This is a genomic window from Desulfovulcanus ferrireducens, from assembly GCF_018704065.1.
Classification (GTDB): domain Bacteria; phylum Desulfobacterota; class Desulfovibrionia; order Desulfovibrionales; family Desulfonatronovibrionaceae; genus Desulfovulcanus; species Desulfovulcanus ferrireducens.
In genome coordinates, this window is sequence record NZ_JAGUQP010000015.1 from 1 (window position 1) to 19,478 (window position 19,478).

Genomic DNA, 19,478 nt, shown 5'->3' on the forward strand with positions numbered 1-19,478 from the left:
GACCAAAAGCTGAGTTACGGTGTCTTGATGCACCAGAAAGTTGAACGGTCTGTCACGCCTAAATTCTTATTTCTTTATCTCTTAAATTTGAAAACAGGTGATGTAAACATACGAGAAAGTTGAGTATTTAATATTTAAAAAAAACAACGAGAACATAAGGATAGCTAAAAATGGCTCATGATCACCATCATCATTTGGAAGAAGCAACAGGTAAAGTCCTGCTTTGGAGCATGGCTATTAATTTGCTTATTCCTATTTTGCAGATCATTGGTGGAATGTTGGCCCAGAGTATGGCGGTTGTCTCTGATGCCATACACAACTTCAGCGACTGTACTGGTCTGCTAGTTGCCTATATTGCCTACCGGATTAGCCAAAAAAGACCTTCGCCAAAATTTTCCTTTGGATTTCGCCGCGCGGAAATCTTTGCTGCAGTGATTAATACCTCCCTTATCTTTGGCGCATGTTTATTCATCCTCTGGGAAGCCTTCAACCGCATCAAAAATCCTGAGCCAATATCGGGATTTTTAGTGGCTGCCATGGCCCTGGTAGGCGTTTTTGGCAATGGCTTTACGGTTTTGCTCCTGTCTAAAGGCGCCAAAGAAAATATCAATCTCCGCGGGGCCTTTCTACACATGCTCGGAGATATGCTCGTTTCCGTGGTCGTACTCATAAGCGGCGTGATCATCCTTTTTAAACCCTGGTATTGGCTGGATCCGCTTTTATCCATAGGCATTGTTCTGTTCATTCTTAAAAGTTCCTGCTCTCTCCTCAAGGAAGCTGTACATATTTTGATGGAAGGAGTCCCCCATCACCTTGAGCTTGAAGCAATTCAAGAGGCCCTGGAACAAGTCCCCGGGGTTCTCGGCGTGCACCATTTGCATGTGTGGACCGTGGGGCCGAAACTTTTGGCCTTTACCGGCCATGTTCAGGTACAGGACCAGGAATTATCTCGGCTAACTCCTTTAAAGGAAAAGATTAAGCACATCTTACACGAAAAATTTGGCATCGAGCATGCGGTCCTTGAATTTGAACACCAATCCTGCGACCCAAAAGCTCTACTCTGCCCCATACACAGGCCCAAAAGAGAAACACACGGTAAACATGATCATGTCTAAATTTTGAGGTGACAATGAATAAAAAAATAAAAATCCTTTTCTTATGCACCGGCAATTCCTGCCGCAGTCAAATGGCCGAAGGATGGGCGAAAAGGCTAAAGGCAGATGTGCTTGAGGCCTATTCTGCTGGAGTGGAAAAACACGGCCTGAATCCATTGGCTGTAAAGGTGATGTCTGAGGCTGGAGTGGATATAAGCGGGCATAAATCAAAACTGGTAGAGGAACTGGACTGCCAAGACTTCGATTATGTCATTACCTTGTGCTCACATGCCCATGAAACCTGTCCGGTTTTCCCCGGCCAGGCTAAAATGATCCACCGCGCATTTGACGACCCGCCAAGGCTGGCCAGGAATGCCTGTAATGAAGAAGATGCGCTAAAATATTATCGCAAGGTCAGAGATGAAATAAAGCAATTTATCCAGGAAATGCCCGAATCTCTTGAGCTTTAGTCTTCTGTTTCCTTCACCTTATTTTTATTTGACACTGAACCAGAACACTGCGAAGTTTTAAACAGGGCTATTTACTCAACTCACCCAACTTACTCAACGTACCCGACTTAAAACTCACAAAGGGAGTTACTCTGATGAAACCCAAACAAGCCTCTCATCTGCAAGACATCCTGGCCCGCATTGATGGTCGGGGATACAAGGCCTACAAGGATATTCAAGGCCATTATGACCTGAACAGATTTACTCTGCATATCGACCATGTCCAGAGTGATCCCTTTGCCCCTCCAAGCAGGATGCGCATAGAATTAAACCAACAAATCGCAGGTTTTCCGGAAAAATTCTTTAATACGAAGCCAAGGCGCATTGCCCTGGAGGACTTTCTAGCCCGCGCTTTTGCAATTGCAGCCCATAAACTTTCTCAAAGTTCAGGTACAGGGAAAAGTGGACTGATTCTCATTGATAGGCCCGGGCAGGAGATTTTAGAACGCACATCCATGCGAGTGGACAAAGATACAGTAGAGGCCAGGTTTACGGTCGGCCTGCCGGCCAGAGGCAGAAAAATTCTTGCCAGGCAGGCAGAAAAAATATTCTTTGCCCTTTTACCTAAAATCGTTGAAAACTCCCTCATCTACACAAATCTTAACGCCCAGAAACTTGCCCGGCATATTCAGATAGCAGAAGACCAGGAAGTTTTAAGGGCGGGCCTAAAAGAGAAAAACCTGGTCGCATTTATTGGCAACGGTTCTATCTTACCCCGCGAAAGCGGCATAAGTGATCGCCCGCTTCCCAGAGAAAAAGCCGTCCCCTTTATCTCTCCGAAGGAACTGGAAGTATGCTTTAATCTTCCCAATCAGGGCCAGGTAAAGGGTATGGGCATCCCCGCCGGGGTGACTTTAATCGTTGGCGGGGGATACCACGGCAAATCCACCTTGCTAAAGGCTATTGAAAGGGGTGTTTACAATCATATCCCGGACGATGGCCGGGAACTGGTCGTCACTGTGCCAGACGCCATGAAAATTCGGGCCGAAGACGGACGCAGCGTAATCAAGACAGACATAAGCCCTTTTATCTCCAACCTTCCGGGCGGCCAGAGCACTGAATCATTCTCTACTTCCAATGCCAGCGGAAGCACCTCCCAGGCGGCAAACATTGTCGAGGCCCTGGAAGCCGGAAGCAGCCTCCTGCTCTTGGATGAAGATACAAGCGCAACCAACTTCATGATCAGAGATGGGCGCATGCAAATGCTCGTGGCCAAAGAATTTGAGCCAATTACTCCCTTTGTTGACCGAGTACGTGAACTTTTGACCAGATTTTCCGTATCAACCATCCTGGTCCTGGGAGGCTCAGGAGACTATTTTGACGTGGCTGACCAAGTCATTATGATGCAAAACTATGAAGCCCTGGACGTGACGAAAAAAGCCAAAGAAATCGCTGACAGGTATAAAAATTTTCGCAGGCAGGAGCAAAAAAAGCCCTTAAAAGAGATTACGCAGCGAATTTTGTTAAAGGATTCCTTTAAACTTGGACCTAGAGATAAAATCAAAGCCAAAGGTTTAACCACCATCATTGTTGGCCGGCAAAGCATCAAACTAGATTTTATCGAACAGCTCATCCACCCCAGCCAGACCAATGCCATAGCTGAAATTATCCGCTACATGGACAGGCATTATATAGACGACAAGAAAACACTGAGTCAGGTCATTGATCAGGTCTTAAATGATATTTCCAGGCAGGGGCTGGATGTAATCTCTTCTTTTCACGGTCAGCATCCCGGCAACCTGGCTCTGCCCAGAAAACAAGAAATCCTGGCCGCCATAAACCGATATCGGAACCTGAAAGTAGAACAGACAAAGACCCCTTCATCTTCATAATCGAAGAGCTGGAAATGAAGATTTGCGAGCTTAGGAAGCTTAATTCTAGAAAAAATATCTGATGAATAACACTTCCATCAACTATCTCTATTGATATTTCTCTGCTTAAGAGACTGTTGATTAAATTTTGGATAGTATTCTTCGCAACTTATCATCTTATTTAATTCCTTGACTTCCTGTCTTCTTACCTTATTTAAAAAAATTTACTTTCAACCCAACAGGTAAGCGAAGGGGAGCAACCCTTTGTTCTATCAAAAATTTAAATTTTATAGATAAAGGCTCAATCTTGACTAAGTGAGTGCCAGCAAGTTACTAGCTGGCTATCAACGAACAAGGCTAACAAAATAGACAATAATCGTATAACTTCTTTATAACAACGGGGCAAAAAGGTGATTAAGAACCATTTTCAGTTCAAAGACAAAGGCGACTGGGCCAAAATCAAGGCATGGCTCCAAAAAAGAGCCAGGCCAGACTACTCAGTCGACCAGCAGGTACGCGAAATTCTGGATAAGGTTGAAGATAAAGGCGATGCAGCCCTTATTGAATATACCAGGAAGTTTGACTCCCCTGAGTTCGGTCCTGAAGATTTAAAGGTTGACGATAAAGAGATAGAAAATGCCGTGGCCGAAGTTCCGGAAAATGACCTGACCATCATCAGGGAAGCAGCTGACCGAATCAGGGCTTTTCACGAAAAACAAAAACAAAAATCATGGTATGATCTGGCAGAAGATGGCACAATACTGGGCCAGATTTACACCCCGGTTGAACGAGCCGGCCTGTATGTTCCTGGCGGAATGGGCGGAGAAACACCGCTTGTCTCATCTCTTTTAATGAATGCCATTCCAGCTCAAGTTGCAGGAGTAAAGGAGATTGTTCTTGTCTCCCCACCGAGAAAAGATGGCTCGTTAAATCCATACATTCTGGCCACTGCTCATATCTTGGGTCTGAATAAAATCTATAAAGCAGGGTCTGCCTGGGCCATTGCTGCTTTAGCCTTTGGCACCCAGTCTGTCCCTGCCGTGGATGTGATTGCCGGCCCTGGAAATATCTATGTTACCACAGCCAAACGGTTAGTCGCTGGCTTGGTGGGTATAGATATGATTGCCGGGCCTAGCGAAATCACCATCCTGGCAGATGATTCTGCCCGTCCGGATTTTCTGGCTGCTGACCTGTTATCCCAGGCTGAGCACGATCCTTTGGCGGCATGTATCCTGGTCACTCCCAGCCAGGAACTTATAGCCAAAGTTGCTTCAGCACTGGAAGAGCAGCTTCCGGCCCTGCCCCGCAACGAGATTGCCGGCACTTCCTTAAAGGACTGGGGCGCCTTTATCCTGGTCGACGATATTTCTAAAGGACTAGAAGTCGTCAATCTGATTGCGCCTGAACATTTTGAATTATGTATTGCTGAGCCCTGGTCTGTTTTGGGACAGGTGAAAAATGCCGGGGCCATCTTCATGGGCCACTTTTGTCCGGAGCCTGTGGGAGACTATTTTGCCGGCCCCAACCATGTACTTCCAACCATGTCCACCGCCAGATTCTCCTCTGCTCTGTCCGTGGACACCTTTTACAAAAAATCAAGTGTCATCTATACAAACCAGGATTATATTCAACAACACGGTTCGAAAATTGCCCGCCTGGCCAGGCTTGAAGGACTGGAAGCCCATGCCAGGAGTGTAGAAAAAAGGTTCAAGGGTTAGAAGATAAAATTTTAACCAGGTTTCAACTCAACAACAGAAACAGAAAAGGATAAAAAATAAAAATGAAAGTTGTCACCAAAACAAATATTCGAGAATTCCCTTTAGTTTCTCGAGGCAAAGTCCGTGATATTTATGAAGTAGACCAGAAAACCCTGCTCATTGTGACCACAGACCGCATGAGTGCCTTTGACGTGGTCTTGCCTGATCCCATACCATTTAAAGGAGTGGTTCTGAATCAAATCACCTTGTTTTGGATGGAGATGATGCAGGATATCGTCCCTAACCACCTTATTTCCGCCGAAGTGGGAGATTTCCCTGCGGCTTTGCAAAATTACAAAGATGAGTTAGAAGGCAGAACAGTCTTGGTCAAAAAGGCTAACCCCCTGCCCATCGAGTGCATTGTTCGCGGCTACATTACAGGTTCTGGCTGGCGGGACTATGAACAAACCGGCCAACTCTGCGGGTATAAACTCCCACCTGGCCTTTTAAAATCACAACAGCTTGAAAGGCCCCTGTTCACGCCATCCACCAAAGCAGATATTGGCGAACATGATGAAAATATTACCCTGGCACAGGCCAAGGCCAGGGTTGGCGAAGGCCTGGTTAAAAAAGTGGAGGAAATTTCACTCTCCATTTACGAACGGGCCAGAGATTATGCCCTGGAAAAGGGAATTATTATTGCCGATACCAAATTTGAGTTTGGCCTAAGTAGCAATAAACTCCTGCTCATTGATGAAGTTTTGACCCCTGACTCCTCTCGGTTCTGGCCAAAAGAAGAATATAAACCGGGCCGAGAGCAACCAAGTTTTGACAAACAATACCTGCGTGACTGGCTGAGCAACAGTGGATGGGATAAACAACCACCAGCACCCAGCCTGCCCCAGAAAATAATTGAGCAGACTCAGGCCAGGTATTTCCAAGCCTATAAATTACTAACCGGAAAAGAACTTTTTTAGGAGAAAAGCATGCTCTTAAAAGACAAAAAGGTACTTATCTTTGGTGTTGCCAATAATCGAAGTATTGCTTACGGCATTGCCAAAGTTTTTAAAGAAAATGGAGCCAGGTTGGCTTTCAACTACCTGGGCGAGGCCCTGAAAAAAAGAGTTGAGCCCATCAGTGAGGAACTTCAAAGCGAATTTATTTTCGACTGCGATGTAAGTAGAGATGACCAAATCCAGGCCGCAGCCGAACTGGTTCAAGAAAAGTGGGGAAAAGTTGACGTTCTGGTTCATTCTGTTGCCTACGCGCAACGCGAAGACCTCCAAGGACGCTTTATAGATACATCACGTAAGGGATTCCAGATTGCCATGGATATCTCTGCTTACTCTCTTGTCAGACTCTGCCAGGCCTTTGAGCCTATGTTCTCCGATGATGCTTCAGTGATGACCATAACCTATTATGGTTCCCAGAAGGTTATCAAGAACTACAATGTCATGGGCGTGGCCAAAGCCGCCTTGGAAGCTTCTGTACGCTATCTGGCTGTGGACCTCGGTCAAAAAGGCGTGCGCATCAATGCCATTAGTGCCGGCCCAATCAAAACCTTGGCCGCATCAGGCATTTCCGGCTTTAAAACCATCCTTAAAACCATTGAAGAAAAGGCACCATTGCACCGCAATGTTACTCAGGAAGATGTCGGCAAAACCGCCCTCTATCTTGCATCAAACCTCTCTACAGGGATGACAGGCGAGGTTCTTTACGTAGACTCAGGTTACAATATCTTGGGAATTTAAATGGAAGATTTATTAGTATTAGGACTTGTTTTTGTTGTCTGGATAATAGTAGTTAAATTTGTTTTCCCCAAACTTGGGATTCACGGCTGAGGCCCAAGTTCCAAGTCCTGCAGTTGGCAGGATAAAAAACGCGGTCATTAAAAAAACTAAATTCCAAATCCGGGGAACTCTACTTTTCTGCTGTTTACAGCAATAAATCTCTTGCCAGACAAGCTCTTTTTAGTTAAAAAACTCACCTTCTTGCGGAGAGGTGCCCGAGCTGGCCGAAGGGGCACGATTGGAAATCGTGTGTACCCTAACCCGGTACCGAGGGTTCGAATCCCTCCCTCTCCGCCATTAAAAATGAAGAAGAGAAGATAAGAAAATAAGAAGTTAGTAAAATACGCAGGTGGCATAAAAAAATAGCTGAAAAGGTGTAAATATTTACTATGAAATTACTATTTCACCTAACTTCTTATTTTCCAACAATTTCTTAACTTCATTCCTTAAAAAAACAGGGGAGCCAGGTGGCAAGGGCGCTGCTAACCCCGTCAGGCCCGAGAGGGAGCAGCGGTAACAGTTGCCCTTGGGTGCCTGGTTTCCCTAATAGGCACGACACATATGTCGTGCCTATTTTTTTGCCCCATTCAACCCTCTTCTTCGGGTAAAATATCCTCTAATTCCACTCCACACCACTCAGGCCATTTAGAGGCCTGGAAGCCAGGCATGCTGATTTTATAATGGTGCAAGTACATTCTGGCTTCGGAGTCGACCGCGTGTCCGTACAATGGGTCTCCAACAATGGGGTGGCCCAAGAAACTTAAGTGCGCCCGAATTTGATGCCTCTGACCTTTAAGTATCCTGACTCTAACCAAGGTCTGATTTTTTGTTGAAAAATAATTCAATGGATAAATCCAGGTAAATCGTAAAAAACTTTCTGACTCCCTGGCTAAAACCTTAACTTTTTTTCTTTTAGCCGCGTCAATAGCCTTTTTGACTACAACAGGCTCTACTAATTTCCCCCGGACCAGAGCCAGATAAAATTTATCCACTTTGCCCTCTTCCTGGGCCTGCTTATAGATATTACGGCCCTTTTCGGTTAAGGCGACCATCAAAATTCCACTGGTCAAATAATCCAGACGATTTAAGAGGCAGGCTTCACTTTGAGGAAAAATGGAAGGAAGCAAACCCCGGACACTAAACCTTTCCCTGCCTGTGTCCGAATGCATAAACGGGGGCTTGTTCAGGGCCGCCAGATGGGTAGCTGAGGATACAACTTCGATTTTTGTTTTATAATTAATTTTATCATCTTTAAGTGGCTTTTCCTTGATTATTATTTCCTGGCCCGGCAACAACTTATATCCTTTTGGTCTTTGTGAGCCATCAACAAGCACCCTGCCAACTTTAATAAGTTTCCTGGCCTGGCGCAGGCCTATATGCAAAAATTCTGCTATTAATGCATCAAGACGCTTACCAGAATTTTCAGGGAAAATTTTTATACGCATAAAAAATAAAGCCCCGCCAAGGCGGGGCAAAGCATCGGGCACGGATACTCCGTGCCTATATTATTTTAATTTGTTATAAACTTCTGCTGCACGTTGAACAACAGTCAAAAAACACAGGGCAATGAACAAAACCAAGCCAATCCAGAGTAAACCTTCTCTGGCGCCAGGCAGAATAAGTAATAAAAATGCCCAACCAAGCTGATACACTACTCTACTGGTCCTATCCATGATTCCGACATCACATTTTACCCCCAGGCATTCGGCTCTTGCCTTTATATAGCTTACTAAAACACAAAGAAGAATAGCAATAAACATGGCCATGCTTGCCTGGGCTAACCATTTTCCTTGTTGCCAGAAAAGGACCCAGAAGCCCATCAAATAAAAGACATCACTTACCCGATCAAAAGCAGAGTCCCACAACGCACCGATTTTGGTTTGGTTGCCATTTTCGCGGGCCAGAAAGCCATCCAGACTATCGGCCATGCCAGATAAAAGCAAAAGCAATAAGCCCCAAAAAGGATGGGCATAGAAACCAAGGGGAACAATAAGAGAAAAAATTAGTCCTGAGACTGTAACCCTATTTGGAGTAAAACCATTTTTTTCCAGCCAGGGAAGAACCAGACTATCCATCCACTCATAATAGGTTTTAGCTAATGAACAATTTTTCCAGTCCATTCCTTCCTCCTGTTAACATCGCAGTTCCTTTTCGTGAACAATAATTGGAATGAATACAATAAACAAACTACTATTATAACTCCTATCTGTACTGTTATGTACTTTTAGCTACATTACTTTAAAAGCAACGCTGCCAGTCCTAAAAAAGTAAAAAACCCAGCACTGTCAGTCAAGGTTGTTAGAAAGATACTAGAGGCCTGAGCCGGGTCACGACCAATTTCTTTAAGCAACAATGGTATCGAGGCTCCGGCTATTGCACCCAAAAACATATCCAGAAAAAGGGCCATGGCCATAACCATGGCTAAACTGACATTCTTAGTCAAAATTACAATAGCCAAAAATATAAGAAAAGCAATAACCGACCCATTGACCAGACCAATACGTGCTTCTCTCAAAACAGCCTTCCAAACTTTACGGCGTTCAAAAGGCTCCAGGGCAAGTTGCCTGATCATGACTGCAAGGGATTGCTGACCGGTATTTCCAGCCTGATTTGCCACTACGGGCATAAGCACAGCCAACATGGCCATCTGAGAAATAGTTCCTTCGAACAGGTGAACAACCCAGGCGGAGATTGCAGAGTTAAAGAGGTTTATTATCAACCAGGGGATTCTCTTTTTAACCGAGTATTGCCAGGGAGAATCAACAGTTTCATCCGAGCCGGCACCGACCATGGTTTGCATATCTTCACTGGCTTCTTCTTGAATGATATCAATAACATCATCGACAGTGACAATACCGAGTATGCGTTGATCATGGTCCACGACTGGAATAGCCAGCAAGTTATAGCGACTCAAGAGCCTGGCTACTTCTTCCTTATCTTCATTATAAGGAACATAAATAAGGTGTTGCTCATGTAACAGCTCTTTGAGTTTCTTTCCCGGAGGACTAAGCAGCAAGTCCCGCAAGGACAGAACTCCCTTTAAATGCCTGTATTCATCAACCACATAGGCATAATATGGGACTTCAATCTCTTCTACGCCCGAACGAATAAGTTTAATAGCCTGGTCAACAGTCAGATCTTGATCCAGAACAAGGATCTCGGTGTTCATTACACCGCCGGCCGTGTCCGGATCAAACTTTAAAAGATCATTAATCAGAGCCGCGTCTTCGCGGTTCATCCTTCTCAGAATGATCGACCGTACTTCATCTCCCAGTTCATCCAGGATATCGGCCGCGTCATCAGGAGACATCTCTTCCAGAATGTCAGCGGCAAGCTCAGGAGGCAACTTGCTCAAGAGCGGGGTGCGATCATGCTTTTCCATCTCCACGATAGACGCCGCCGCATCTTCAGGAGACTGCCCCTTGATCAACTCAAGCTGCTCCTCCAGAGAAAGATTCTCCAGACGGTCGGCTGCATCTGCCGGGTGGAGATTATCAAAGCTGGCCGATGGCCAATCTACCTTTTGATAATCAACGCCCTTAGCGCGTGGAGATAAGTCCTGGTCCTGCTTCTTCATAACTGAATTGAGTTATATCAAAAAAGCCTGACCGTCAAAGAAAATAAACCAATATCAACTGCTTAACTTGACGAAAACGCACCCCTCCCTTAACAAAAAAATTTAGGGAGAATATATTATGGAGATATTTAATTCTTTTTTTAAGGGAGAAGCCCTTAGTTTTTTAAGAAAAATCATTGCTCTAAGCCTGGAGGAAGATGGAGAAGATCTAACATCCAAAAATTTGTTCGGAGCGGATAACCATTTAACAGCCAAAATAGTGGCCAAACAGGATACTATAGTAGTTGGCCTACCCATTATACCTTTAATTCTTGACCATATTCCAGGCCCTGCAAAATATTCTTTCGTCGTCCGAGAAGGTCAATTTGTGCCAAAAGGGACAATTATTGCCACCATGCATGGTTTGGCATATAAACTGTTAAAAGGAGAAAGAGTAATTTTAAACTTTATCTGTCACCTATCAGGAATAGCCAATTTAACCCATAAGTTTTGTCAAAAAATTGCTGGTAGCGGAGTGACCTTGCTGGATACCCGCAAAACTTTGCCAGGCTTGCGCTATCCAGAAAAATACGCAGTCCTGAGAGGAGGAGGTCAGAACCACCGCCTCAACCTGTCTGAAATGCTCATGCTCAAGGACAATCACATTGACCAGGCCGGCAGTATCCTTCAAGCCGTACAAAAACTAAGACAAACCCTTACCCCCTGCCCCCCGATAGAAGTAGAATGCCGCACACTAGCCGAGGTCAAAGAGGCAGTTCAGGCCGAGGCCAACAGGATAATGCTCGATAATATGTCAGAAAAAGAAATGAAGGAAGCCTTAAAACTTATTCCTGAACATATTGAATCGGAAATAAGCGGTGGAGTTACTTTGGATAATATTTCCAGAATAGCAAGCTTAAAACCAACTTATATTTCTACGGGGGCCATTACCCTTTCCGCACCGGCTGCAGACTTCAGTATGCAAATTGAGTCTTGATCCATGATCTATAACTCAGGGCGAACCCATAGAACCACGCCAACTCATAAGGAGGAGCTACTACCTATGAACCAAATTGAACAAATTAAAAAAAATTTAGGACCGGACCTGGCCATATTAGGACATCACTACCAAAACGATAATATTATTGCGTACACTGACATTAAAGGAGATTCTCTGGAACTAGCCCGCAAGATTCCAGAACTTAAAGCAAAATATATTGTTTTCTGCGGTGTACATTTTATGGCAGAATCAGCAGCCATCCTGGCCCAAGAAAATCAAATGGTTTTCCTACCGGCTTTGGATGCCCGCTGTGTCATGGCTGATACTGCCCCCGCCAGCCTGGTAGAAAAAATCCTGATTAGCTTAAACCAGGAAGGGAAAAAAATAATACCTTTGGCCTATGTCAATTCTTCTGCCGAAGTGAAGGCGATTTGCGGAAAGTACGATGGCTCAGTATGCACCTCGGCCAATGCCCCAAAAATGCTCGCCTGGGCATTAAATCAAGGGGATGGGGTGCTTTTTTTGCCGGATAAAAACCTGGGCCAAAACATGGCCAAAATCCTGGGTCTTTCTCCCGGTGAAATTGTCACCGTGGATATCCGCAGCCAGGGTAAGCATATAAACTTTGGAAAGATTAAAGACAAAAAACTCTTTTTGTGGCCTGGTGTATGCGCCATACACTTTCGCTTTAAAGCTGAGCAGCTTAACCACATAAGGAAAACCGACCCCAAGGCCAAAATAATAGTCCACCCGGAATGCGATCCGGATGTTGTTGCCATTGCTGATGCCAGCGGCTCCACTTCATTCATTATCAAATACGTCCGGGAGGCAGAACCCGGGACACGAATCTATGTAGGCACTGAGGACAACCTGGTCCACAGACTGGCTAACGAATATCGGGGACAAAAAGAAGTTTTGCCAATTACTCCCAGTTTATGTAGCAACATGGCTAAAATTACCGAACAAAATCTCCTACATACCTTAAAGAACATGAAACCAGAAAATAAAATTACAGTTTCGGAAGATATAGCCGTTCTGGCTCGCAAAGCTTTAGAAAAAATGCTCGAGGTTTGTAGTTAATGTCCAGTAGATTAAAAACCCAAGTTCTCGTTATTGGCTCTGGCATTGCCGGATGTACTGCCGCCCTGACCCTAGCAGAATTCGGTGTGGAAGTACTGCTTGTTACTGCAGGCAAAAATCTTGACGATGGAAACACTGCCCTGGCCCAAGGTGGCATAGTTTACCGCTCAGAAAACGATAACCCTAAACTTCTGGAAAAGGATATCCTCACTGCCGGATGGAATCACAACTATCTGCGGGCGGTACGTTATCTCTGCCGTAAAGGCCCGGAAGTGGTTAAGGAACTTCTCATTGAAAAATTTAATGTCCCTTTTGAACTTAATGATCCCAGCCGACATTATCTAACCAAAGAAGGTGGCCACAGTCAGGCCAGAATCCTCTTTTGTGCTGATTATACCGGCCGAGCCATAATGGATGTTCTGGCCCAAAGAGTTGTGGCCAATCCCCAAATCAAGGTCCTGACCAACCGCACAGCCATAGATCTTCTGACCTCGCACCACCACAGTACCAGGCTGGAATTTAAATATCATCTGAAAAACCAGTGCGTTGGGGCCTATGTCCTAAATAACCAGACAAATACTGTTGAGACTATACTTGCTGACTTTACTGTCCTGGCCACCGGCGGCATTGGCCAGATTTATTTACATACGACCAATACGGCTTCATCCATTGGCTCATGCTTGGCAATGGCTCATAGGGCAGGAGCCAGGATAATGAATGTAGAATTTGTCCAATTCCATCCCACAGCCCTATTTCACCGCTCAGAAAGAAAATTTCTCATTTCCGAGGCAGTACGCGGCGAGGGCGCAAAGTTAATTAACAGCCAAGGCAAACCATTCATGTCCATCTATGACCCCAGAGGCGATCTGGCTCCGAGAGATATTGTTACCAGGGCTATAATTGAAGAAATGCTTAAACGAGGTGAGGATTGTGTATATCTGGATGCTGCTTCGCACATCAGTAAAGACTTAAAGGAACGCTTCCCCACTATTTATAAAAAATGTTTGGAAATAGGTATTGATATTACCAAGGAGCCAATACCGGTCGTCCCCGCTGCCCATTATTTTTGTGGCGGTATATTAGTAGATCTGCACGGCCGGACAACAATTGACCGCTTATATGCTGGTGGCGAGTGCTCTTGCACTGGAGTACATGGAGCCAATAGGCTCGCCAGCACCTCACTGTTAGAGGGCTTGTTATGGGGCTATAGTATTGGCCAAGATATTGGCCAAAGATACCGTCAGAGAACAAGGTTAAGTCAAAGAATTCAGGAATCTATACCTGATTGGCGTTTTTCAGGCAATGAGCAAAACGAAGACCCTGCTCTCATAGCCCAAGACTGGGCTACTATCAAACATACCATGTGGAACTATGTGGGCATAGTACGCACTTCATCCAGGCTAAAACGAGCTTTTGAAGACCTGCGTAACTTAAATAAACGGCTGCATGATTTTTACCGTGAAACCCCCATATCCAAACCTCTTGTTGATCTTTTCCACGGCTGTCAGGCAGCTTATATCATTACCACTGCAGCAATGCGGAATGAGCAAAGCACAGGTTGTCACTTCCGCCAAGACAGGCCTTATAAGAAAAAATAGTTCAAAATCATAATAACGGCACAAACCCTGAAAACCAGACCATGAAGCTTAAAAAGAAATGAAAAACATAACAGTTTATAACTACCTTAATCCATAGAAAATTTTTCAAACTCATACATCATGTATTAGTAATATGGTAGCAAATAAAATACCGGCCATTGTTTGTACTGCATCAGATCTAAACTTTGAAAATGATAAACATAATCTCGAATGTTTAGGCATTCGTATCACCAATAGATTTTCTTCGGGTATCGCAGTCATAGACTATGCTAAATTTAATAAACTTTGCCTGGTTATCGCTGATAATCAACTGAGTGACATGAGCGTCATTGACCTCGTACATAAATTACAAAATAAATTACAAAATAAATTTATTCCTATCGTTGTGATCTCTGATCGGTCAGAGCGTGATTTTGTCTTAGACATTATTGCAGCCGGCTGTACAGGTTTTGTCATTCGACCTTATCATTTAAAAACTTTACAAGAACATATAAAAAATTCACTAAGTTTGTTTTACTTTAATGAAATCGATGATGAGTTGCTAAAAAACGCAATGAACGACATCACTAAGGGTAATTATGACCATGCCATAGAAAGCTTAAATGAAATTATTGATGTTGAAAAAAAAGATGCTCAATATTATTTTGATCTTGGAAACTCATACTTGCTAGAAGAAAAATTTACAAAAGCAATAATCGCCTTTAATAAGGCCTTAAAAATAAACAATCTTTTCATAAAGGCATACAAAGGGCTTGCAGAAGCATATAAAGGCAAAAATAACATAAAAAAATACAAGTATTACTTAAGTAAATGCGCTGAAGAATATGCAAAAAGAGATAATTTTGAGGAAGTAAAAAAATTATTTATTGAAATTTTAAAAGTAGATCCATATTCTCCTAATCCTTATAATAATTTAGGGATAAATCTTAGAAAAAAAGGTCAATACAACTTGGCAATCGATGCATACCGCAAGGCTTTGGCTCTGGATCCAAAGGATGAGAACATCTATTTTAATATGGCAAAAGCTTATTTTTTTATGAAGCAGTATGCCGATGCAAAAAAATTCACTTTAAAAGCATTAAATTTAAACCCTAATTTCGCCGTTGCTGAAACTCTTTTAAAAAATCTTAACAAAAAATTGAAAAAATATGCTCAAAGTTAAAGACTGAAGTTTCAGAAAAGCTCTGCAAAATTCATCATTTTTTTAATAACACACTAAAATTACTTAATATTCAAAAAAAATCCACTCCACCCCGCCAAAGCGGATGTGTATGTGGCCATCTAGCCTGGCTACTCTGAACGAAGGTGATATTTTATGGCAACAAAATTTCGAGGATGTCCTATATGCGGTAAAATTGTGGACACAGAAAATGAACCACACACTTTATATGACTGCCGCAACTTCATCCTTAAAAGACTGTATAGCAAGGACTATCAATTTAAGCGGATAGAGCTCGAAAAATTGTTGGATAAGGTAAATAAAAAATTAAAAACAAGCAGCAGGAACCTTGTAGATACTTAAGTCGACCATAATATAGGCCTTCAGAAAAGACTTATTGCGGCAACAGACAAATTGCTAAAGTCTGCATTCGAAAGAAATTTGAGCGGTTTAATATATGCGTCTGCAAAAAGGGACTTTTTGCAGGCAATGTTGAATCTTGAATGATGAATGTTGAATTATTTGAATAGGTTACAAGATAAAGATGTTTGTCAAAACTGTAAAATTTAATTATTGCATCCAAAGACAAAATATAACGCCTTCAGGCAATATATAAATAACGACCACTTGATAAATCTAATACTAACTCAACTCAACCCAGATAAAACGCAGGTAGACTGTGCATAAAAAAAGCCCCGCTAAGCGGGGCTTTTTTTATGCCTCTTCTTCAACTTTGGGTTTAAATCCCAATAATATCGGGCTGGCCACATAAATAGATGAATATGTTCCGACCAACACTCCAACTAAAAGAGCGAAGGCAAAGTCATGTATCACTCCACCTCCAAATAAAAACAAGCAGACTACAACAATTAATGTTGTTCCGGAGGTAAGTATGGTTCTACTCAAGGTCTGATTAATGCTTACATTAATAGTTCTGGCCAGCGAAGGAGATATTTTTGCCCGCAAATTTTCCCGTATCCGGTCAAAAACAATAATTGTATCGTTTAAAGAATAACCGACGATTGTCAAAAGAGCAGCAACGATTGTTAAATCAAACTCTTTATCCAGTAAAGAAAATATGCCCACCGTAATAAAAACATCATGAATCAAGGCCAAAACCGCGCCAAGTGCATAATTTAACTTTAAGTACCAACACAGGCCCAAAGTTATAAGCATAGCAGCTACAATCAACACACTCATGGGCATGGTCAAAAGCTTTAACACATACACACCCAATGCTAATCCAGCAGCCATTACACCGGCAGTCATCCAGCGTTGCTCAAAACGCCCCGAAATATAAATAGCTATCAACAACACTGCATAAAATAATGCTTCCAAGGCTTTGGACCTGAGATCTGCCCCTACTTTGGGACCAACCATTTCAAGCCTTTGGATTTCAAATTTTTTGCCGGGTAAATTCTTTTTTAAATTTTCCTCTACCAAAGACCTGATTTTTTCTGGAGAAAATTTGTCGGCTGAGGTTCGCAAAAGATATTCATTGTCTTCTTTATCCCCGAAACGTTGGACCACCAAGCTCGGAAGGCTGGCCTCTTTTAATGCCTGTTTTAATTCTTTGACATCAACACTCTGATCAAACTTGACCTGAACTATTACCCCGCCGGCAAAATCTATCCCGTATTTGGGCCCGCCTTTAACGATCAAGGATAAGACCCCGACCAGGATAAGCAGTCCAGATAATAAAAAGGCCCATTTACGCAGGCCTATAAAATCGATATCTGTATCCGGTCTAATAATTTGTAAACCCATTATCCAGGCTCCTCCTTTTATAGCTCAAAGCTCGTAGTATAATTATAGCTGATAGCTGGAGTTAGAATGTCCAACTTCCTAGATACTTAATGCTGTCCCCGCCTTTCTTCTGGTCAACCATAAGTCAAAAATGACCCGGGAGACAAAAATTGCTGTAAACATTGAGGCCAAAATACCCAAGGTCAGGGTAACAGCAAAACCACGAATAGGGCCTGTCCCGAATTGATATAAAATAATAGCCGCAATTATGGTCGTCACATTGGCATCCAAAATGGTCAAAGTAGCCCGGCCAAAACCCTCGTCAATGGCTGCCCGCGGAGATAATCCCCGTCGCAATTCTTCTCTGATCCTCTCAAAAATAAGCACATTGGCATCTACAGCCATACCAATGGTCAAAATTATACCGGCAATACCAGGCAAGGTCAGAGTAGCCCCAAAACCGGCCAAACCAGCCATGATCAATAAAATATTAAAAAGAAGAGCAATGTCGGCAACAATACCGGCAAAGCCATAATAAACAACCATAAAAACCAAGACGACAGCCCCGCCTATGAGAGCTGAAAAAATACCCTTCTCAATAGATTCCTGACCTAATGATGGTCCCACGCTTCTTTCTTCCATAACATGAACTGGTGCGGGCAAAGAACCAGCTCTGAGAACAATGGCCAAATCATGGGCCTCTTCAGTGGTAAACCGCCCGGTAATACTGGCCCGACCACCACTAATCTTCTCCTGGATCACCGGCGCTGAATAAACCTTACCGTCTAAAACAATGGCCAATCTCTTCTTTACATTTTCCCCTGTGACCCGCTCAAAAATCCTGGAACCACGCTTATTGAAGCTTAAAGAGACATACGGTTGGCCATAGGAGTCAAAGGCAGTATTGGCATCAGTAATATATTCACCCGTGAGCACAGCTTCTTTTCTAAGCACGATAGGCTGTTTGGACGTACTTCCATCAGGCAATTTTTTATATATAAAGGCAAGCTCCCTTCCAGGCGGAAGGATCCCCTTCAATGCTTTCTTAATATCGGCTTCGTCATCCACAAGTTTAAATTCGAGATGCGCGGTTTTGCCAATCACCTTAATCGCCCGTTGGGGATCATCCAATCCTGGCAACTGCACCTGGATTCGATTGCCCTCTTGTTTTCGGATGTCTGGTTCGGCAACCCCAAATTGATCTATACGGTTTCGAATAGTTTTAATGGCCTGATCAATAGTTAATTTGGTCAAATGTTCCTTATATTTTGGAGTCATGCCCAGCACGTACCTAACCTTGCCCTGCTCCAGTGGCTCCCGAGACACAATTTTTAGTTGGCTGAACTTTTGCTCCAGCATGTCTTCCAAGGCTTCTTGCTGGTCGCTCTTAAGAAGCACAAACTCCAACTTCCCACCTTGAACAACCCTGGGCCTTAGCACAAGAATACTTTCTTCTCTGGCTTCAGAACGAATGTCCTGTCCCATCTGCGCCAATGAGTTCTCGATGGCTTTTTGTACATCCACTCCCAGAGTTAAGTGAATACCACCTTTAAGATCCAGGCCCAAATTTATTTCATTATCAGGCAGAATCTTGGTTAAAGCTGATTTTTTGATTCCGGGAACAGACGGCAAGGCGTATATCAGGCCCAAGCCTAAAACAAAAATGATAAGGATTATTCTCCAGCGCAAACTCCCCTGCATATGCTTTCCCTTTATTTATGTTTAGAATTAAATGTTTAATTTTGTGAACCAATACATGATTCTGCTATGCCAGAACCTACCCTTCACAAGAAAGCTGACGTTGCGGACTATTCAAAAGTTAACCCGTAAAATTATTTTAGTGTATAAAAACATTTAAATAAGTGGAATAAAAAGTTTAAACTTTGAAATAAAAAAGTTTTATTTTACATATTCCACGACTTGAACATTAATAAAATACAATCCAAAATAAAAAAGACCTGGAAACCAACTTGGCAACCAGGTCTTCAATATTAAAAAATTAGTCAATTGGCTACTTTTTTTCTTTGCTTTTTGGCTTATCTTTTTGACCTGAATCTGCAAGTCCGGCAACATAGCCACGGTTGACCTTAATCTGGACATTGTCTGCCAGTTCAATGGTCAACACTTCGCCATCAATGCCAACGATACGCCCGTAAATACCTCCATTGGTCAAAATATAATCGCCTTTTTTCAGGTTAGCCAAAAGTTTTTGATGTTCTTTGGCCTTTTTTTGCTGGGGTCTGATTAGCAAAAAATAAAAAATGGCGAACATCAACAGCAAAGGCACGAATGCTGTTAATGGGTTGCCTTCCCCTGCCTGAGCTCCTCCTGCCTGCCCCATGGCATAGGCCATCTGGGTAAAAAACATAAATCCTCCGTCTTTAATTTTTACAAGGTCAATATTTTTGACATGCCATAAATACGTAATATCATAGATA

General features: G+C 43.2%; 17 protein-coding genes, 1 tRNA gene and 1 other RNA gene. 13 read left to right on the forward strand and 6 right to left on the reverse strand.

The features are described from left to right. Positions 1-170 precede the first annotated feature (170 nt). The 8 genes from KFV02_RS06535 to ffs all read left to right on the forward strand — a co-directional run bounded on the left by KFV02_RS06535 (position 171) and on the right by ffs (position 7,451). On the forward strand, positions 171-1,115 hold the full coding sequence (locus KFV02_RS06535; protein WP_252380740.1) for a cation diffusion facilitator family transporter: 945 nt from the start codon (positions 171-173) through the stop codon (positions 1,113-1,115). 14 nt (positions 1,116-1,129) lie between these two features. Then, positions 1,130-1,564, forward strand: coding sequence for an arsenate reductase ArsC (locus tag KFV02_RS06540; RefSeq protein WP_252380741.1), 435 nt, complete (start codon positions 1,130-1,132; stop codon positions 1,562-1,564). Between the two features lie 134 nt (positions 1,565-1,698). Then, complete coding sequence (locus KFV02_RS06545; RefSeq protein WP_252380742.1) at positions 1,699-3,435, forward strand: ABC-ATPase domain-containing protein; 1,737 nt, start codon at positions 1,699-1,701, stop codon at positions 3,433-3,435. A gap of 389 nt (positions 3,436-3,824) precedes the next feature. Next, positions 3,825-5,132 (forward strand): histidinol dehydrogenase, encoded by a 1,308-nt coding sequence (gene hisD / locus KFV02_RS06550; protein WP_252380743.1) that lies wholly within the window; start codon positions 3,825-3,827, stop codon positions 5,130-5,132. A gap of 62 nt (positions 5,133-5,194) precedes the next feature. After that, positions 5,195-6,088 carry a phosphoribosylaminoimidazolesuccinocarboxamide synthase gene (locus KFV02_RS06555; protein WP_252380744.1) on the forward strand — a complete coding sequence of 298 codons (894 nt, stop codon included), beginning with the start codon at positions 5,195-5,197 and terminating at the stop codon, positions 6,086-6,088. A 9-nt stretch (positions 6,089-6,097) separates the two neighbouring features. Then, positions 6,098-6,862 (forward strand): enoyl-ACP reductase FabI, encoded by a 765-nt coding sequence (locus KFV02_RS06560; RefSeq protein ID WP_252380745.1) that lies wholly within the window; start codon positions 6,098-6,100, stop codon positions 6,860-6,862. A gap of 244 nt (positions 6,863-7,106) precedes the next feature. After that, positions 7,107-7,198, forward strand: a tRNA-Ser gene (locus KFV02_RS06565). 157 nt (positions 7,199-7,355) lie between these two features. Next, positions 7,356-7,451, forward strand: an RNA gene (gene ffs / locus KFV02_RS06570) — signal recognition particle sRNA small type. 37 nt (positions 7,452-7,488) lie between these two features. Here the strand turns inward: ffs and KFV02_RS06575 are convergent. The 3 genes from KFV02_RS06575 to mgtE form a co-directional block, all read right to left on the reverse strand. Next, entirely contained in the window at positions 7,489-8,388 is a 900-nt protein-coding gene (locus KFV02_RS06575) for a pseudouridine synthase (RefSeq protein ID WP_252380746.1), read from the reverse strand. A gap of 18 nt (positions 8,389-8,406) precedes the next feature. Then, a complete protein-coding gene (locus tag KFV02_RS06580; protein ID WP_252380747.1) occupies positions 8,407-9,021 on the reverse strand; it encodes a CDP-alcohol phosphatidyltransferase family protein in 615 nt (204 codons plus the stop codon). A 113-nt stretch (positions 9,022-9,134) separates the two neighbouring features. Beyond that, a complete protein-coding gene (mgtE, locus tag KFV02_RS06585; protein ID WP_252380748.1) occupies positions 9,135-10,478 on the reverse strand; it encodes a magnesium transporter in 1,344 nt (447 codons plus the stop codon). Positions 10,479-10,596: 118 nt separating this feature from the next. Between mgtE and nadC the strand changes: the two genes are divergently transcribed. The 5 genes from nadC to KFV02_RS06610 all read left to right on the forward strand — a co-directional run bounded on the left by nadC (position 10,597) and on the right by KFV02_RS06610 (position 15,657). Beyond that, positions 10,597-11,454 carry a carboxylating nicotinate-nucleotide diphosphorylase gene (gene nadC / locus KFV02_RS06590; RefSeq protein ID WP_252380749.1) on the forward strand — a complete coding sequence of 286 codons (858 nt, stop codon included), beginning with the start codon at positions 10,597-10,599 and terminating at the stop codon, positions 11,452-11,454. Between the two features lie 66 nt (positions 11,455-11,520). Continuing rightward, complete coding sequence (gene nadA, locus KFV02_RS06595) at positions 11,521-12,537, forward strand: quinolinate synthase NadA (RefSeq protein WP_252380750.1); 1,017 nt, start codon at positions 11,521-11,523, stop codon at positions 12,535-12,537. Then, positions 12,537-14,135, forward strand: coding sequence for an L-aspartate oxidase (gene nadB, locus KFV02_RS06600; protein ID WP_252380751.1), 1,599 nt, complete (start codon positions 12,537-12,539; stop codon positions 14,133-14,135). The genes nadA and nadB overlap by 1 nt, the downstream gene beginning before the upstream one ends. 133 nt (positions 14,136-14,268) lie before the next feature. Then, positions 14,269-15,297 (forward strand): tetratricopeptide repeat protein, encoded by a 1,029-nt coding sequence (locus tag KFV02_RS06605; protein WP_252380752.1) that lies wholly within the window; start codon positions 14,269-14,271, stop codon positions 15,295-15,297. A 153-nt stretch (positions 15,298-15,450) separates the two neighbouring features. After that, entirely contained in the window at positions 15,451-15,657 is a 207-nt protein-coding gene (locus tag KFV02_RS06610) for a hypothetical protein (protein WP_252380753.1), read from the forward strand. 351 nt (positions 15,658-16,008) lie between these two features. On the opposite strand, the gene secF is transcribed toward KFV02_RS06610, so the two are convergent. The 3 genes from secF to yajC form a co-directional block, all read right to left on the reverse strand. After that, positions 16,009-17,061, reverse strand: coding sequence for a protein translocase subunit SecF (gene secF, locus KFV02_RS06615; RefSeq protein ID WP_252380754.1), 1,053 nt, complete (start codon positions 17,059-17,061; stop codon positions 16,009-16,011). A gap of 78 nt (positions 17,062-17,139) precedes the next feature. Further along, positions 17,140-18,741 carry a protein translocase subunit SecD gene (gene secD, locus KFV02_RS06620; RefSeq protein ID WP_252380755.1) on the reverse strand — a complete coding sequence of 534 codons (1,602 nt, stop codon included), beginning with the start codon at positions 18,739-18,741 and terminating at the stop codon, positions 17,140-17,142. A gap of 310 nt (positions 18,742-19,051) precedes the next feature. Beyond that, positions 19,052-19,408: a preprotein translocase subunit YajC gene (yajC, locus tag KFV02_RS06625; protein WP_252380756.1), complete on the reverse strand. Its 357-nt coding sequence runs from the start codon at positions 19,406-19,408 to the stop codon at positions 19,052-19,054. Positions 19,409-19,478 lie beyond the last annotated feature (70 nt).

Bases quoted from the DNA above. Each gene is read 5' to 3' on its own strand.
- KFV02_RS06535 (WP_252380740.1), top strand. From the start codon at position 171: ATGGCTCATGATCACCATCATCATTTGGAAGAAGCAACAGGTAAAGTC.
- KFV02_RS06540 (WP_252380741.1), top strand. From the start codon at position 1,130: ATGAATAAAAAAATAAAAATCCTTTTCTTATGCACCGGCAATTCCTGC.
- KFV02_RS06545 (WP_252380742.1), top strand. From the start codon at position 1,699: ATGAAACCCAAACAAGCCTCTCATCTGCAAGACATCCTGGCCCGCATT.
- KFV02_RS06555 (WP_252380744.1), top strand. From the start codon at position 5,195: ATGAAAGTTGTCACCAAAACAAATATTCGAGAATTCCCTTTAGTTTCT.
- KFV02_RS06560 (WP_252380745.1), top strand. From the start codon at position 6,098: ATGCTCTTAAAAGACAAAAAGGTACTTATCTTTGGTGTTGCCAATAAT.
- KFV02_RS06580 (WP_252380747.1), bottom strand. From the start codon at position 9,021: ATGGACTGGAAAAATTGTTCATTAGCTAAAACCTATTATGAGTGGATG.
- mgtE (WP_252380748.1), bottom strand. From the start codon at position 10,478: ATGAAGAAGCAGGACCAGGACTTATCTCCACGCGCTAAGGGCGTTGAT.
- nadC (WP_252380749.1), top strand. From the start codon at position 10,597: ATGGAGATATTTAATTCTTTTTTTAAGGGAGAAGCCCTTAGTTTTTTA.
- nadA (WP_252380750.1), top strand. From the start codon at position 11,521: ATGAACCAAATTGAACAAATTAAAAAAAATTTAGGACCGGACCTGGCC.
- nadB (WP_252380751.1), top strand. From the start codon at position 12,537: ATGTCCAGTAGATTAAAAACCCAAGTTCTCGTTATTGGCTCTGGCATT.
- KFV02_RS06605 (WP_252380752.1), top strand. From the start codon at position 14,269: ATGGTAGCAAATAAAATACCGGCCATTGTTTGTACTGCATCAGATCTA.
- KFV02_RS06610 (WP_252380753.1), top strand. From the start codon at position 15,451: ATGGCAACAAAATTTCGAGGATGTCCTATATGCGGTAAAATTGTGGAC.
- secF (WP_252380754.1), bottom strand. From the start codon at position 17,061: ATGGGTTTACAAATTATTAGACCGGATACAGATATCGATTTTATAGGC.
- secD (WP_252380755.1), bottom strand. From the start codon at position 18,741: ATGCAGGGGAGTTTGCGCTGGAGAATAATCCTTATCATTTTTGTTTTA.
- yajC (WP_252380756.1), bottom strand. From the start codon at position 19,408: ATGTTTTTTACCCAGATGGCCTATGCCATGGGGCAGGCAGGAGGAGCT.